Annotated in this window: 16 protein-coding genes; 3 read left to right on the top strand and 13 right to left on the bottom strand. The window is 65.9% G+C overall.

The genetic code is table 11. The features are described from left to right. Positions 1-21: 21 nt before the first annotated feature. The 3 genes from LC041_RS09345 to LC041_RS09335 all read right to left on the bottom strand — a co-directional run bounded on the left by LC041_RS09345 (position 22) and on the right by LC041_RS09335 (position 1,737). Positions 22-405, bottom strand: coding sequence for a hypothetical protein (locus tag LC041_RS09345; protein ID WP_226532841.1), 384 nt, complete (start codon positions 403-405; stop codon positions 22-24). 283 nt (positions 406-688) lie between these two features. Further along, positions 689-1,063, bottom strand: coding sequence for a DUF2255 family protein (locus tag LC041_RS09340; RefSeq protein ID WP_226532840.1), 375 nt, complete (start codon positions 1,061-1,063; stop codon positions 689-691). Positions 1,064-1,134: 71 nt separating this feature from the next. Further along, positions 1,135-1,737 (bottom strand): TetR/AcrR family transcriptional regulator C-terminal domain-containing protein, encoded by a 603-nt coding sequence (locus LC041_RS09335; protein ID WP_226532839.1) that lies wholly within the window; start codon positions 1,735-1,737, stop codon positions 1,135-1,137. A 184-nt stretch (positions 1,738-1,921) separates the two neighbouring features. On the opposite strand from LC041_RS09335, the gene LC041_RS09330 reads away from it, so the two are divergent. Both LC041_RS09330 and LC041_RS09325 read left to right on the top strand, forming a co-directional pair. Beyond that, the gene (locus tag LC041_RS09330) at positions 1,922-3,157 is read left to right on the top strand and encodes an MFS transporter (RefSeq protein WP_226532838.1); all 1,236 of its coding nucleotides are present in this window, start codon (positions 1,922-1,924) and stop codon (positions 3,155-3,157) included. Further along, complete coding sequence (locus LC041_RS09325) at positions 3,154-4,743, top strand: amidohydrolase (RefSeq protein WP_226532837.1); 1,590 nt, start codon at positions 3,154-3,156, stop codon at positions 4,741-4,743. Before LC041_RS09330 ends, LC041_RS09325 begins: the two co-directional genes overlap by 4 nt. A gap of 3 nt (positions 4,744-4,746) precedes the next feature. Here the strand turns inward: LC041_RS09325 and LC041_RS09320 are convergent, their stop codons facing one another. From LC041_RS09320 to LC041_RS09290, 7 genes are all read right to left on the bottom strand, one after another. After that, positions 4,747-5,301, bottom strand: a complete 555-nt coding sequence (locus LC041_RS09320; RefSeq protein ID WP_226532836.1) for a hypothetical protein — start codon at positions 5,299-5,301, stop codon at positions 4,747-4,749. A 13-nt stretch (positions 5,302-5,314) separates the two neighbouring features. Next, positions 5,315-6,406, bottom strand: coding sequence for an ATP-binding protein (locus LC041_RS09315; RefSeq protein WP_226532835.1), 1,092 nt, complete (start codon positions 6,404-6,406; stop codon positions 5,315-5,317). Between the two features lie 171 nt (positions 6,407-6,577). After that, positions 6,578-7,165 carry a hypothetical protein gene (locus tag LC041_RS09310; RefSeq protein ID WP_226532834.1) on the bottom strand — a complete coding sequence of 196 codons (588 nt, stop codon included), beginning with the start codon at positions 7,163-7,165 and terminating at the stop codon, positions 6,578-6,580. Between the two features lie 34 nt (positions 7,166-7,199). Then, positions 7,200-7,796 (bottom strand): GNAT family N-acetyltransferase, encoded by a 597-nt coding sequence (locus tag LC041_RS09305; RefSeq protein ID WP_226532833.1) that lies wholly within the window; start codon positions 7,794-7,796, stop codon positions 7,200-7,202. Then, complete coding sequence (locus LC041_RS09300; protein WP_226532832.1) at positions 7,793-8,401, bottom strand: TetR/AcrR family transcriptional regulator; 609 nt, start codon at positions 8,399-8,401, stop codon at positions 7,793-7,795. The genes LC041_RS09305 and LC041_RS09300 overlap by 4 nt, the downstream gene beginning before the upstream one ends. Positions 8,402-8,505: 104 nt before the next feature. Further along, on the bottom strand, positions 8,506-10,863 hold the full coding sequence (locus LC041_RS09295; protein WP_226532831.1) for a phosphoketolase family protein: 2,358 nt from the start codon (positions 10,861-10,863) through the stop codon (positions 8,506-8,508). 58 nt (positions 10,864-10,921) lie between these two features. After that, positions 10,922-11,272 carry a hypothetical protein gene (locus LC041_RS09290; protein WP_226532830.1) on the bottom strand — a complete coding sequence of 117 codons (351 nt, stop codon included), beginning with the start codon at positions 11,270-11,272 and terminating at the stop codon, positions 10,922-10,924. A gap of 615 nt (positions 11,273-11,887) precedes the next feature. Between LC041_RS09290 and LC041_RS09285 the strand changes: the two genes are divergently transcribed. Continuing rightward, a complete protein-coding gene (locus tag LC041_RS09285) occupies positions 11,888-13,519 on the top strand; it encodes a DUF6119 family protein (RefSeq protein WP_226532829.1) in 1,632 nt (543 codons plus the stop codon). Here the strand turns inward: LC041_RS09285 and LC041_RS09280 are convergent. The 3 genes from LC041_RS09280 to LC041_RS17135 form a co-directional block, all read right to left on the bottom strand. Further along, the gene (locus LC041_RS09280; protein ID WP_308012763.1) at positions 13,516-13,998 is read right to left on the bottom strand and encodes a type I restriction endonuclease subunit R, EcoR124 family; all 483 of its coding nucleotides are present in this window, start codon (positions 13,996-13,998) and stop codon (positions 13,516-13,518) included. The genes LC041_RS09285 and LC041_RS09280 overlap by 4 nt on opposite strands. Positions 13,999-14,187: 189 nt before the next feature. Next, positions 14,188-14,976 (bottom strand): hypothetical protein, encoded by a 789-nt coding sequence (locus LC041_RS09275; RefSeq protein WP_226532828.1) that lies wholly within the window; start codon positions 14,974-14,976, stop codon positions 14,188-14,190. Between the two features lie 327 nt (positions 14,977-15,303). After that, positions 15,304-15,435, bottom strand: a complete 132-nt coding sequence (locus LC041_RS17135) for a hypothetical protein (RefSeq protein WP_264189147.1) — start codon at positions 15,433-15,435, stop codon at positions 15,304-15,306. Between the last annotated feature and the right edge of the window lie 83 nt (positions 15,436-15,518).

Below are 15,518 nucleotides of genomic sequence, written 5' to 3'. Positions count from 1 at the left end.
AGCCCTGCACCGGTCTCGACGTCACCAGAAGCGCTCGTGCTCCTCGGGCGGCGGACGGTCGGCACCGCCCCACCGGTCGGCCTCGGCCTTCGCCGCATCCGCGGCTGCGTCCGCTCCGCGCAGCGCGCGTTTCGCTCCGGTCGCCCCCGGACCGATGGGGTCGACGAGCAGCGAGGTGTGGGCGTCGGCTCCCTCGATCGTCACGGTGCACTCCAGCACACGTCCGATCCACCGGGAGAGGTCACCACCCGGATGCTCTGCACGTCGGTAGCGGATCCCGGTATCGAGGTCGACGATGCCGAGGACGACGGGCTCTCCGGCGAGCGGATCGATCTGCTCCGTCACCTCGACCCGATGCCCGTGGGCGATGGCGACGTGCGCGGCGACGACGAGCAACCTGTCCATGAGTCCACCCTAGGCAACGCCGCCGTGAAGGCAACAGGACGTCTCTGTGAGGGAAATCCGAAAGTTTCTTTGTCCCCCAAATGGCGGACAAGGCGATTAAGCGGTACTCTGCTCACGTAGCGGGGGCTACGAGGCTGATGGACTGGGGAATCAGCCGTGAGCGCAGCGAACTTCGCCGCCTCCCCCACCGTCCGGGAAGGACGGAGAGCCCTCTCGACGATACGTCTGGGGCGGATCGTTCGGGAGGGCCACCTCAATGACACCCGCGGCCCCAAAATCGCAGTCAGTCGATCGGGATGACCTCGAGGGTGTTCGAGCGCACGGGTTCCTGCCCCATATCCGGCGCGTAGGGACTCGGCGTGTACTTGTCGAGGTACTCCGCATCGATCGCCACGTTGGTCTCTTCATCGGTGACCGGCTCGAAGCGGACGTCTTTCGTGACGCCACCGGCCGACACGCGCCCCCGCAGACTCGCGAGCGCCGGGGCGTACCACTTGCCGCCAAGGCCCGTATAGGAGCGCACGAACAGACGGCCATCCACGGCGACCGCCCAGATGCCGACCGTCTTCGGCATCGTCCCATCCGCGAGCTGCGCGGAGAGGTCGAACATCTCCGGCTCGGCGATGCGGGCGAGCTCTTCAGGGTTCCAGTTCGTCATGGGTCCTCCTCGGGGTCGATGGATGAGGCAGAGTGCATGCTACGTCAGATCGCGGGAACTCTCACGATCGCTCAGCGGGCGAGCCGCGCACGCAAGGAGTCGATAAGGAGGCTGACGCCGAGCTCGAACGTCCGATCCGATCGCGCACTCCCCCGTTCGGCTCCGTCGATGAGACGTCCCAGAGTGCGCGTCTCGCCCTCGGGCTGCCAGATCTCGTCCGGCGAGGCCAGGTCGAGACCGAAGCCGATGGCGAAGGCGTCGAGCACGGCGATCACCGAGAGCACCTCGTCTTCGGGGAACCCTCCATCGACGAGCACCGAGGCCAGGTCATCGTAGGCCGCGATCACGGTGGGGCTCGTGATCGTCTTGCCGACCAGCAACGGCACGAGCTGCGGGTGGTCGGCATACATCCGACGTTGCGTGCGGAGCATCAGGTACAGGAACTCGGGCCAGGGCTCGCCCTTCCACTCGACGCGATACTGCTCCACGAGCCTGCCCCGCATGAGCTCGACGATCCCGTCCATCCCGTCCGCATGGTTGTAGAGCGATGATGGCCGCACGCCCAACTCGCGGGCGATCGCGTTGACGCCGAACGGCTGCCCCGCTTTCGCGAGCGCGAGCCCTGCGGCCCCGATGATCTCCGGCGAGAGCAGCGGGGAAGAGGGCCTGGGCATCGTGGGCTCGCTTTCTCCGGGGACCGGACGTGAAGATCGGGGGTTCCGCAGAAACCCCCTCCTGTGCATAATAGTGAACACCATTCGTTTACGAACACCATTCGTTTATGAACTCGTGCCCACCGACGCACGCCCGCCGCCCTTCTTCTCGCGCACACCGCCGTGCCCTCTCCTTTGGAGCCTCATGACCGCTCTCGATCTCCGAACTAGGATCCCGCTCCGTCTCCCCACCGCCACCGCGACCTTCGCCATCGGTATCGCGGGCTATCTCGGGGTCAACCTGTCGCCGTACATGATCACCGCCGCACAGAGCGGCCTCGGCCTCGACGTCCTCTCCGCGAGCTGGCTGGTCACCGCGACCCTCCTGCTCACTGCGGTCACCGGCTTGGCCATCGCACCGCTGTGCGCCGGCATCCACCGTCGGACCGTGGCACGCGCCGGCCTCACGCTGGCCGTGGTCGGCTTCGCGACGGCTGCGCTCGCTCCCGCCGCCCTCCTCCCCGGACTGCTCCTGGGAGGCGTCGGAGCCGGCGGTGCCGTCGCCGCCTCCGGCGCCGCCCTCGCCGCGTTCCGCAATCCGGACAGGGTCGCCGGCTTCAACGGCCTCGCCAATCGCGGCGTCATCACCGTGGTACTCGCCGTCATCCCCCTCATCGGGCTCGCGCCGATCGATGTCTTCGGCGCCCTGGCACTGTTCAATCTGATCGGTCTGGTCGCGTCTGTGTGGCTTCCCGCCGCGCCGGTCATCGCTCCGCAGGCGGGCGCGGCCGTCGCCGAGGCGATGCCGATCGAGATCCCGCCGACCGGGACGATTCGCGTCTCCCCGGCACGGTCCAGGAAAGTCACGATCGCAGGCTTCGGACTTCTCGTCACCTTCGCGCTGTGGGCCGTGAGCGAGGACTCGCTGTGGGCCATGGCCGGTGTGATGGGTGCGGAACAAGCGGCCCTGACGCCGGAAGGCCTCGGGATCGCACTCAGCGGTGCGACCGCCGGCGGACTGCTCGGTTCGCTCCTGCTGATGATCGTCGGAGCCCGCCTCGGACGCGCTGTCCCGCTCGTGATCCTGCTGATCGCCGGTGGAGCCCTGAAGATCCTCGAGGGGTTCGTGACCGACCCGAGCACCTTCATCATCGTCTTCATCGCGTGGAACTCCGTGTATGCCATCGCGTTCATGTACTTCGTCTCGACGTCGGCCGCACTGGATGCGGACGGCCGCTGGTCGGGCCCGTTGCTGGCCGTGTATCTTGTCGGATCGGCGCTCACGCCCGTGATCGGCGCGGCGCTCGTCGGCGCCCTCGGTTACCAGGGCTTCGTCGTCGCGCTCGGGATCGCGAGCTTCGTCCTGGCCGTCCCCGCCGGAGCGATCGCCCTCGTCTCGACCCGCGTAGAACGCCTCACCGCACAGGAGAGCGACGCATGACCCGCACCCTCTACCGGAACGGCCGGATCTTCACCGGAGATGAATCACGATGGGCTGAAGCCGTCGTCGTCGAGGACGACGTGTTCATCCACGTCGGATCCGACACCGACGCGCCCGCCACGGACACGGTGGTCGACCTGGAAGGCCGCACCGTGCTCCCCGGGTTCACGGACGCGCACACCCACCTGCTGATGATGGGCGAGGCTCTCGGACAGGTGGGGCTCACCGACGCCGCCTCCCTCGAAGACATCCAGCACCGACTGCGCAGTGCGCGCAAGACGACATCCGGCGTGCTGCGCGGGCGCGGGTGGCTGTTCGACGCGATCCCGGACGGCGAGCCGACCGCTGCGATGATCGATGCGGTCGTCGACGATGTCCCGGTCTATCTCGACGCGAACGACTACCACTCCTGCTGGGTGAACACCGCGGCTCTGATCGAGCTGGGGATCACCCGCGACACCCCCGATCCCCTCGGCGGTCGCATCGCCCGTGACGCATCCGGTGAGCCGACCGGAATGCTGTACGAGACCGCCGCTCAGCTGCACGCCTGGGCGCACCTCGACGCGAACACCACCGACGCGCAACGCGACGCAGCGGTCCGGCGAGTCGTGTCCGCCTACGTCGCCGCCGGAGTGACGGGTGCTGTGGACATGGCCTTCGACGAGCTCGGGCTCGCCGCTCTCGAACGTGCGGCCGAGCGCGGCGAGCTGCCTCTGCGTGTCGCGGCACACTGGTTCGTTGCGAACACGGGCGATGATGCCGCGAACCTCACTCAGGTCGCGCAGGCCGCAGCGCGCGCCGAGACGAACACCGCAGGCTCGCGGATCATCGGGATCAAGCTCGTGCTCGACGGCACCATCGATGCGTGTACCGCAGCCATGGGAGCTCCGTACGCGGACGGGACGAACGCTGGCCCGATCTGGCCCGCCGAACGCCTGCTCCCGGTTGTCGCGGCGGCGGACGCGGCGGGGCTGCAGATCGCCATGCACGCGATCGGCGATGCCGCGAGCGCGCTCGCCCTCGACGCGATCGAGCACGCGATCGCGACGAACGGCGAACGACCGCGCCTACACCGGATCGAACACCTCGAGTACGCGGCGCCGGGAACGGCCGAGCGGATGGCGCGACTCGGCGTCACCGCCTCCATGCAGCCTGTGCATGCCGACCCGGCGATCTTCGGGAATTGGGCGGCACAGCTCGGCGACGAAAGGGTAGACCGTGCGTTCGCCTGGTCGGAATACGAAGAGGCGGGAGCGCTTCTCGCCTTCTCGACCGATGCGCCGACTGCTCCGCATCAGGCGCTCCCGAACATGTTCGTCGCATCGACTCGAGCTTCCGCTCTGGCGCCCGGCATGGCAGCCGTGCACCCGGATCTGGCGCTCCCGCTCGAACGGGCGATCGCGCATGCCACGCGGGACGCCGCTGCCTCGATCGGCGAGGGGAGCCGGCGAGGACGCATCACGGTGGGGAACGTCGCCGACTTCGCCGTGCTCGACACCGATCCGTTCGGCACCGATCCCGAGACGCTGCTGACCGCTCGGGTCGTGCGTACCGTGATCGGGGGTCGCACGGTGTTCGAGGCCTAGTCGCTAGTGCACGAGAGCCTTGAGCACCACGAACACGAGCCCGAACGACGCGGTACCCAGCGCGCCGAGAATGCGGACGAAGAGCGGACTCCCGCGGTGGAGGAAGGCGACGTAGCCGAGGAAGGCCAGGATCACGACTCCCGACCAGAGCGCGAGGTCGTTCGCGAGCCCGTCGGGGATCACCCGTGTGGTACCCGCGAGCAGGATGACGGCCGGCACGGTCGCGGAACTGAGCATGCCGAGGGAGTGCTTCACGGAGGCGGCGAACGCTGCCCGCGCCCCGACGGCTTCCCCCTGCTCTCGCTCCGCACGGTCGCTAACCCTCGCCACCGTTCCGGCATAGACATGGGCTCCCCAGAACACGAGAACGGTGACCGCGACGGTCACCAGCACCGCCAACGACGTCTCGCCGTGCGCGGAGGAGACCGCGACGAGACCACTGACCAGAATCGTGCCGTAGACGGCAGCCTCGGTCCCGAATCCCGACCTCAACGCGCGGTGGACGCGGAGGATCCCGTCGTCCGCAGCCGACCGCCGCGTCTTCCTCTCACCTGTCACACCGAACACCCTCTCAACGCTCGGCACGCAGCGGCACCTTGACGTCTCCGCCGGCTTCCTCCGTGATCCGCGCCCCCATCTGCACGAACGTCGGCGTCGAGATGAACCCGCCCGCGAAGAGGGCCTGCCCCTGCACGAACTCCGCCGATCGCCGGATGGCCTCCTCGGAGGCGAAGCCGAACACGTCGGCGAGCTCCGCGAGGTCCCGCGGCGCGTTGACGCGCATCAACGCCAGGTTGTCGCACTGCGACAGCACGTTGGGGTGGATCTTCGTCGGCCTTTGGGTGGAGAGCAGCAGCCACAGACCGAACTTCCGTCCCTCGGCAGCGATCTGCACGAGCTGCTCGGTGAGAGCCCGTTCGACCGCCGTCGTCGGATTCGGCGAGCAGAGGTTGTGCGCCTCGTCGATCACGATCAAGACGGGACGCCGCTCTTCGCGCCGCGCCCAGAGGTGCTCGAGCACCGCGAGGGCCGCGACCTTGGGTTCCGCCGGGTGCTCGAAGCCACCGAGGTCGAGGACGGTCACCCGGGGCCGCTCATCGACGACGTCGACCACGGAGCTGGCGCCACGCGACCACAGGTTCCACTCGAGCACCTGCAGATTCTCGATACGCTTCGCGAGCCGCACTTTCGCGGGGTCGGCCGATGCGAGCAGGCCCGGCACCATGCCGGACCCGTCCAGGCTCTCGGCATCCTGCTCCAGGTGGATCAGGGCGTTGTACTCGTCCGCGTCCGCGATCGGGTCCATCTGCAGCACCGCAGCCTTCGAGGCCGCCGTGAGATCGACGAAACGCGCATGCAGTCGCTCACCCTCCCCCGCCCCGGACCGGAACACCCGGATATCCGATTCCGCGACCTTCGCCGCATCCGCCTCGCTCGCTGTGAGCCGGGTCTCCTGCAACCGGGTGAAGTCGCCGTTCGGGTCGAAGACGACCATGGGGAGCTCAGTCTCCAGCAGGAGCTGCTCGAGCACCACGCCGAGCGCGTAGGTCTTGCCGCTTCCGCTCTGACCGACCCAGAACGTGTGTCGATTGAAACGCCTCGCATCCAACTCGACTGTGGCGTCGGGATCGCCGAGAGAAGTTCCGATCGTGAGGGTGGTCATCGTTCCGGTGGGCCTTTCGTTCGAGGTGCTGTGGCGATCCGATCGGATGCGATCGCTTCACCGAGGCGGTGATCGACATCTTCCTCGATTGAGCGCCCGTTCACCAGTGCGGAGGCGCGTCGACGCGACGTCGAGCCCCGGCGTTCGATACCGACGGCGCGGCGCTGCTGCTCAGCCGATACCGAGGATCCCCTTCGCCACGCCGACGGCTGCGGGGCCGTCGAGAGCGGGACGGTCACCCCACTGCCCACCGGTGATGTCGATGTTGATGCCGGGCACGCGGACGGACGTCACGGTAACCGCGGCCACAGCGGTCTCGCCGTCGAGGCCGTAGGCGATGCCTCCGGCCGCATCGAGCGCATCATCGGGGATGAGCGTCAACCCGGCCTGCTCGATGATGTCGGGGTCTTCCACCTCGCTGGTCTCACTGGGAACGATGGAGACCTCGACGGACGCGAGGTCACCGAGATCGGCGATGCCTTCGGGAGCCTCCCACTGGCAGTAGGCGCCGTATTCGTCCACGGCGTTGGTCTCCAGCGGCACGAGGCCCTCGATGTACGGCGCGACATGCGTGGCCACGGTGTCACAGCTGCCGATCCGGTCGAACACGTCGGAGACATCGGGGCCACCGTCGACGCTCATCGCCTCGCCGCCCACGGACGTGTCTTCTCCGGGCGGCTCCGGATCCTGCGCGGAACAGGCGCTCAGGAGCAGAGCGGAGGTGAGCGCGAACGGGATCATGAAGAAAGAGCGACTCATCCGAAACACCGTAGCAACACCCCACCGCGAACGGTTACAGGGCGGCGGTCCTCAGACTCATCGACACGTAGGCCGAGAATCCGGCCCGCTTGGCGAACCGCACTCGACGGCTACTCGACGCCGTGAAGCCGAGCTTTCGGTAGAGTCCGAGCGCCGGGGCGTTCGTGTCCTTGATGTCGCGAAGCACGAACTCGTCGTAGGGCAGCTGCAACAGGTGCCTCATCAGGGCCGTCGCGACACCCTTCCCCTGGTACTGCGGAGCAGTGGTCACGAACCCGATCTCGGCCAGGCCGGGGCGCGCGCCGTCGTACGCACCGAGGAACTGGCTCCGGACGATGAAGGAGCAGAAGAGCCCGTGCACGCCCCCGAGTCGGCGCTGTATCTCTCGCCGGTCCGGGGCGAAGCACTCCTGCTGCCCCTCGGTGACAGAGGCGATCGCCGCGGGCTCCCCGTCGACCAGCGCCACGTAGAAGCGATCCAGGAGGAGCATGTGCTCGAAGGCGTCGGCGAGGACCTGCGGATCCTTGGAGAAGTACTCGAAGTCTTCGGCGAATCCCCGAACGAGGACCTCGGTGATGCGCCGGCGATACCCCTCCCCCAACGTGTCACCGCGTTCGACCGTGATCGTCACGACGCTTCGTCTCTGATCAGCAGGCGGAGCACCAGGTCGACGCCCGCGTCATTCATCGCATCGGGGATGACCGTTCGCATGCCGGCGATGCCCGACAGCATCGCGAAGTAGTAGGCGGTCAGCTGCGCCGGATCGCCGTCTTCGAATCGGCCAGCGACCTGGCCTCGACGCACGAGAGCCTCGAAGGCATCCCAGAGGGGGCGCTGCGTGCGCGCCAATCGCTCGGCGGTACCGGCCGGGGTGTCGGACATGAACCCCTGGTTGATCACCAGGAAGAACTCGGCCTCGCCGTTCCCGTTCATCAGATCGGTCAGGAACACACGCGTGAACTCCCGCACCAGGACAACCGGGTTGGCCTCGCCGGAAAGCGTCTCGGACGCTGCGACCAGACCGGAGGACGCCTGCTCGAGCAACGCGTCGAACAACGCCTCCTTGCTCGCGTAGTGACGGTAGATCGATCCCGCACTGAGCTCGGCCTCGTCCGCGATGTCCTTGATACTCGTCGCCGCGAAGCCGTGCCTCGCGAAGACGCGCACAGCCGCGGCCTCGATCCGTTCGCGCGTGGTGTCGCGTAGCGCGGCGTTCTGCTCCGGCGATCTCACCACGAGCGCCCCTTTGAAATGAACATGTCTTCATTATAAAGGGCGTGACGAGACGAAGGCGAGACCCTCCTTGGTTCAGGAACGCGCGCCCTGGTGACCGCAGCGATCTACCCCGACCAGCGCCAGCAGCTGATCGCAGGCTCATCCTCGCCGTGCTCGCGGGTGTACGCGCGTGCCTCGATCCGCCGGTCGTGCAGTTCCTGGCGGAGGCCTGCGTGACGCGAGGAGGCGCCGGGTACTCGATCAAGGACGTCGATCACCAGCTGGAAGCGATCGAGGTCGTTGAGCAGGACCATGTCGAACGGTGTCGTCGTGGTGCCCTTCTCCTTGTACCCGCGCACGTGCAGGTTCCCATGGTTGTGCCGCTTGTAGGTCAGCCGATGGATCAGCCACGGGTAACCGTGGAAGGCGAAGATGATCGGCCGGTCAGTGGTGAACAGTCCGTCGAAGTCGGCGTCCGAGAGTCCGTGCGGATGGGCGTCCTCCGACTGCAGCCGCATCAGATCGACGACGTTGATGATGCGCGTCGCGATCTCGGGGGCCCGCTCGCGCAGGATCGCCGCAGCGGCCAGCATCTCCTCGGTCGGCACGTCTCCGGCCGCGGCGAGGACGACGTCGGGCTCCTCACCGTCCGATTCGGTGCCCGCCCACGGCAGGGTGCCGAGTCCTCGTGTGCAGTGCAGGATCGCCTCATCCATCGTCAGCCACTGCGGACTCTCCTGCTTGCCCGCCACGACGACGTTGACGTAGTCGATGCTGCGCAGACAGTGATCGTACGTACTCAGCAACGTGTTCGCGTCGAAGGGCAGGTAAACCCGGACGACGTCGGAGCTCTTGTTGACGACGAGGTCCAGGAATCCGGGGTCCTGGTGCGTGAAGCCGTTGTGATCCTGTCGCCAGACATGGCTGGACAGCAGGTAGTTCAACGAGGAGATCGGCGCGCGCCAGGGGATCTGCGACGACGCCTCGAGCCACTTCGCGTGCTGGTTGAACATCGAATCGACGATGTGGATGAACGCCTCATAGCTGTTGAACACGCCGTGTCTCCCGGTGAGCAGGTAGCCCTCCAACCAGCCCTGGCACTGGTGCTCGCTCAGCACCTCCATCACCCGCCCGGCGCGGGCGAGGTGTTCGTCGAGGTCGAGGATCTGCGCGTTCCACTGCTTGTCGGTCGCTTCGTAGACGGCGGGAGCGAGTCGGTTCGATGCCGTCTCGTCGGGACCGAACAGACGGAACGTGAGCGGGTTGCGCCGGATCACCTCGGCCAGGTATCGGCCGAGCACAGCGGTTGCCTGGGCGTCCGCGGCGCCGGGCGACTCGACCTCGACCGCGAAGTCGCGGAAGTCAGGGAGGTCGAGTTCCTGGCGCAGCAGGCCGCCGTTCGCATGAGGGGTCGCCGACATCCGGCGGTGGCCGTCCGGGGCGAGTGCGACGGTGTCGGTCAGGGGCGCGCCCTTGTCGTCGAACAGTTCGTCGGGGCGATACGACCGCAGCCAGTGCTCGAGCTGCTCGAGGTGCTCTTCGCTGTCCCGCGCCGACGGCAGCGGCACCTGGTGTGCGCGCCACGTGCCCTCGACGGGGAGGCCGTCCACCTCGACCGGGCCGGTCCAGCCTTTAGGGGAACGCAGCACGAGCATCGGCCACAGTGGTCGGTCGCCCCCGCCGCCTTCGCGCGCTGTCCGCTGAATATCGGCGATGCGATCCAGGGCGGTTTCGAGCGCGTGGCCGAATCGACGGTGCACGTCTTCCGCAGCATCCGTCGCCTCGAAGGACACCATGATCGGATCGTGTCCGTAGCCGCGCATCAGACTGACGAGTTCCTCTTCGGGGATGCGCGCCAACAGGGTGGGATTGGCGATCTTCCATCCGTTCAGGTGGAGGATCGGCAGCACCGCCCCGTCCGTCGACGGGTTGAGGAACTTGTTCCCATGCCAGCCGGTGGCGAGCGGCCCCGTCTCGGCTTCACCGTCGCCCACGACGCAGAACACCGTCAGATCGGGGTTGTCGAAGGCCGCCCCGTAGGCGTGGCTGAGCGAGTAGCCGAGCTCGCCGCCCTCGTGAATCGATCCGGGCGTCTCCGGTGCCGCGTGACTCGGGATGCCTCCGGGCGCGGAGAACTGGCGGAAGAGCCGCGTCATCCCGGCCAGGTCACGGGTCACGGAGGGATAGCGCTCGGTGTAGGTCCCATCGAGCCAGGCGTTGGCGACCATCCCCGGGCCACCGTGGCCGGGTCCGGCGATGTACAACGTAGAGAGATCGCGCTCACGGATCAGCCGGTTTGCGTGCGCGTAGATCAGATTGAGCCCGGGAACGGTCCCGAAGTGACCGAGCAGCCTCGGCTTGACATCGTCGGCCGTGAGGTCGCGGCGGAGCAGCGGGTTGTCCCGCAGATAGATCTGTCCCACGCTGAGATAGTTGGCGGCTCGCCACCAGGCGTCGAGCTGACGGAGCTGTTCTTCTCGCATACGGGCATCCCTACCTTTCTCGGGCTCGCGCCCGGGCGAGTGCGGATGGAGACCTCGGTCAGTCGTCCTCGTCGATGAGCGCGAGAAGGGACTTCAACGCATCTCTGATCTCCGTGTGGTCATACTGGCCCGCCCTGCTCTCCGCCGAGATCACGCCCGCCCGGTGGACCCGTCGGAAGTCGCCGAACGGGAAGCTGTAGGCCTGCTTCGTCTCGGAGTCCTCAGTCTTGTCGACGCCGAGGTGCCAGTGCGAGAACTCCGTCCAGCCGTTCTCCTCGATGAAGGCGTTCTCCTCGTCGGCCGAGGGCGCCGCCTCCGACCAGTCGTCTCGCTCGTCACGGACGACCTTTCCGGCCCGAACGAGTTCGCGGGCGTGGCGCAGTGCCGGGTTGTTCAGTTCGATCGCCATGGCGCCACGGTACGAAGCATGCCCTCGCACCGCGAAGGGGGTTGACAGCGGTCGGTCTGGGCACCCGCTCACGTGCGGAAATGACGAAGCCCTGGTGAAAGAATCCTTCCACCAGGGCGTTTCGGTCGGGCTGACAGGATTTGAACCTGCGACCCCTTGACCCCCAGGTAGCCGGATCATGCGCTTTCCGCGCTTTCTGGGCCCCTCTGCTGCGCAGAGGGCGCGTTTCATACCATGCGTTGCATGCGTCAGGTCCCGGCCAGGTCCCGGCGCTTGGTAGTGGCAATGGCGCTCGCTTTACTCGCTGGCAAGCATCCGAGGTTCATTTCGCACCTGCCTTCCTTCACTTTGTGTACGTCGCTTGCTACACACAGGTACGGGAGGCGTTCCCTTGACAGAGGCGGAACTGGTCCGCAGTCGCTCAGGTCGAGGACTGCCGGTCCTCCCGCACGAGCCGCCTGCGCTGTCGACGGAGGCGATTCGACGCCGAGGTCATGCCGGCAACACCTGCGCGAACTCTGCTCTGTTATTCGCAGCGGCAGTCGTGTCAACGCCGCCAGAATGGAGCGCTTTCGATAATCTCACAAGAGCCGTCAACGAGGAGGTGATGCCAAGGTGCGTACTCAACGCCTGACCATCTTCTTGCTGCGGGACGTCGACCAGGTCGATGACGCCATCGATGACGATGCCGGGCCGGGTCTGCAGATCAGTGAACTCGCCGACGCGTCCGGCCTTACCGGCCGCTTCTACTCCAAGAAGAACTTCCCGAGCACGCCGAGTTGGGCCAAGTACGTCGAGCCGGCCATTAAGGGCGGCATCCACGGTGTGCAGTCAGCTTCGGCCTCTGGGCTCCTCGTACTGCAGGTAGACAAGCACACCTTCGCACTTACGTTCGGCTACGGCCGGAGCTTTCTTGATCAGGCCAAGATCGAACGACGCTTCGGCCTCAAGGTTGCGCTCAACCTGATCGATGAGAAGCAGATCCGTAGCCTCGACACGAAGCTCTTCGACGAGATGGTGGTGTCGAAGAATACGCAGACCAGTCGGACGGCCGAGCTTCCAGCGTTCGGAGTGGACGTTCTCCGCGACATCGTGCGGGCGGTGACCGGGATCGCTCCTGCGGCTACGGGATACAAGGGCGTGAGCGGCGCAGACGCCTTGGTTCTCGGGGTTGCGTCACCTGTCACGGATCTCCCGAAGCTGCTTCGCGATATCTACAGTCACTACACCGCAACCAACTACCAAGCCGCGTTCGGGTGGGTAGACCATCTCGCTGAAGTCAAGGATCCCACGCTCGTGGAGCGTCTTGATGCTCAACTGGTCGATCAGCTCAGGGCGAGTGACACGAGTTCGACGCACATGGCTATGCCGGAAAACCTCGATTGGGAGGATATCGAGTACTTCCTGATCGCGCCTACCCGCCGCCAGACGCAGTTCGTCGAACTCGACCTGGACCGATACCTTCAGCAGCCGGTGACAAAGACTGCTGACACGACCGTCGGGCAGCTCAAGCAGCGGAAGGTCGCTGTCAAGTTCATCAGCAGCGCTGAAGCCGTTGACCGTTGGAGCGTGTACCAGTGCCTCGTGTCCGAACAGCGAGTCAATGACAAGCTCTATGCCCTCGTCGAGGGGCGATGGTTCGAGATCGCTAACACGCTCGTGAAGCAGGTGGACTCGGTAGTTTCCGCGATACCCGAAATGACGGTTGCACTCCCGCCTGGACGTCCCGGTGAGTCGGAAGGCGACTACAACACACGGGCAGCAGCAGGATCGGCCGAACTTGCTCTCCTCGACAGGCAATTGGTCGCGCCGAGCGGCGCAACCACGAGAATCGAATTCTGCGACCTCATCGCGACCGACGGATCACTGATCCACGTCAAGCGAAAGTCACGCTCGTCCACGCTGAGCCACCTGTTCGCGCAGGGGCACGTCTCGGCCGAAACGCTCGTCGATGGCCAGCTTCGCAACCAAGTGCGAGCGGCCATAACCAAAGCAGCCGGGTCCGCAGACGCGTCGAGCTGGCTGGCACTGGTGCCGCCCAACGGCGCAGCCGCCGAACGAGACAAGGTCATCGTCACCTACGCAGTGATCGCGAACTCGAAGGCGAAGGGCATCGAGTGGCTTCCGTTCTTCAGCCGACTCACCCTTATGCAAACAGTCCGCGACTTGAACCGGCTCGGCTTCACGAAGATCGCGCTCGCGCGCGTACCGGTCGAAGACGTCAGCTCCCCACCGACCGCGTCCTAACTGAGACCGAAGAACCGGTCGAAGAAGACCGTCAGGGCTTCGACGACGCGCCGCTTGAGGTCGCCATGACCAGCCTCGCGGTTGAAGCGAGACACCGGCGGCAGGATATGGGTGATCTCTGTGCCCGTTGTGCGGAGTTGTCCATCCCGGAAGGCCGCCTCGACGTACGCGCGGGTCTGCTCAGGCTTGAGCTTCTGCTCGACGACGATCGCCTCGAGCTCTGCCTCATGCTTGGCGGCCACGAAAGCTTGCCACTGCTCATCGACGGTATCGTCCGTCGAGACCGAGTCGACGAACGACTCGACGAGGTCGCGTTTCGAGCGGAGGCTCGGGCTCGAGTCCACCACGCGGGAGATCTGGGCGCGGACTTCTATATCTTTGCCGTCGCCGAAGCTGGCACGGTACTTCTCGACGAGCATCAGGATGTAGTCGACGTTGATCTCGACCTGCTTGACCAGCTCGATCGTCGAAGACGACATCGTCGTTGATCGAGTCGCGCTCGCTGACGATGTACGAGCTGTCTGTGGCGATGGGCCTCGAGTCGGAGGCCGTCACAACAAGGTCTAAGCCCACCTGCGCAAGCGCCACTACAGCGCTCACCGCACCGCGTTCTCCGCGCACATCGCAGCCGCGAGGACTACACCCGCACCGGTTGTGGCGCTCGGAGGCTAGTCCTCGGCGTTCGCGTAGGCCATCAGCCCAGTCCGGAGGTTGTCGTAGAGGTCTCGGAACTCTTGCTTGCCGACCCGCTGGGGCCGGGAGTGGAATCCGTAGCCTCCAATGCGGCGAACGTCTCCCTGCTCGACGCCCCACATCAGACTGGATACTCCTGGGAACATGCCACGAGCGACTGCGTCGCGTCCCCATCCGCCAGCCGTGTTTACGCAGTATCTGAATGCGCCGAGCGCGATGTCGGCTGCGCTGCTCAAGTGCGACGCGTTGTCGTTGGTCATGCCGAAGAGCTTTATCCGGTAATCAAGACGGTACGTGCGACCACCCGGGAACTGGAGCCCGGTCTGGAACAAGCTCTCCAGGTGGCCGTATCGGTCGTTGTCCCGGTCCATGAGCATCACGCCGGTCGCGCGCTCCTCCGCAAGAAGGGAGTGGTAGGCGTAGGCGAGCGTGTTCAGGGCGAAGTTCATTCGGACGTCGTAGGTCTGGTTCATACACAGGTCATGCAAGATCACGTATGTGATCATCCGGACGCCGATGTCCTGCAACGCCGCGATGAGTTCGCCCTTCGCAGCAGTCGACTCCGCAATAGAGACCTGCTCCGGGCGAGCGCGGGTATCGAACTTGAAGCTGTCGCCCTGGAGATAGCCGTGGCGCTCTCGGATCTCACGCACGGCCTGATCGACCGGCTCGATCTGCTCGGCGGTGAACACCAGGCCGCCGACGATGAAGAAGTGGTTGGCCGCGTAGTCGCGGTTTGTCTCGTCGACGATGAACCAGTGCACGAAGCACATTCTGGCGGATCGACGCGCGAATCAGGCCACGTTCACATAGACGCCGACGATTCGACCATCGTGCTTCTCCGCGTAGACCGGGGACTGGCTTGGCGTCCTCGATCCACTCGACTGTCTCGTCCTCATTCCACTCAATCACCACGAGCGCGGCCGCATCGACATCCCACCGTTCGTTCAGGTGCTTGCGGTCTGGCCAGGCGTAAAGCACTCGACGACTGGAAAGCGATCCCGTCGATAGCCCTCGCCAACTGAGATGCTGCACTCCAGGCTGCACCACCAGGCGCTTCAGGCTGTCGCCGTGGAACTGCTTCTGTGGCGTCACAACGACAACGGTCGGCCAGGCTGTTCGAGGAGCCACTTGATCGCGCGCATGTTCTGCGGCTCACGCGAGGTCTCCCCCTTGCTGAGCCTCGAGATCGAGACGGGGAACTGATATGCGTCGGAAGTCACCGTGAATCACCTCACTTCGGGTTGGAGGGCTCAGGCTAGTGGCACCCTCCATCATTGTGAGGGAGTTGGCCAAGAGGTTGGCG

Origin of the sequence: Microbacterium paraoxydans (assembly GCF_020524545.1) — a bacterium.
Taxonomy (GTDB): Bacteria; Actinomycetota; Actinomycetes; order Actinomycetales; family Microbacteriaceae; genus Microbacterium; species Microbacterium paraoxydans_C.
The sequence above is the reverse complement of the archived record's forward strand: the minus strand, read 5'-3'. Positions and strand labels throughout refer to the sequence as shown.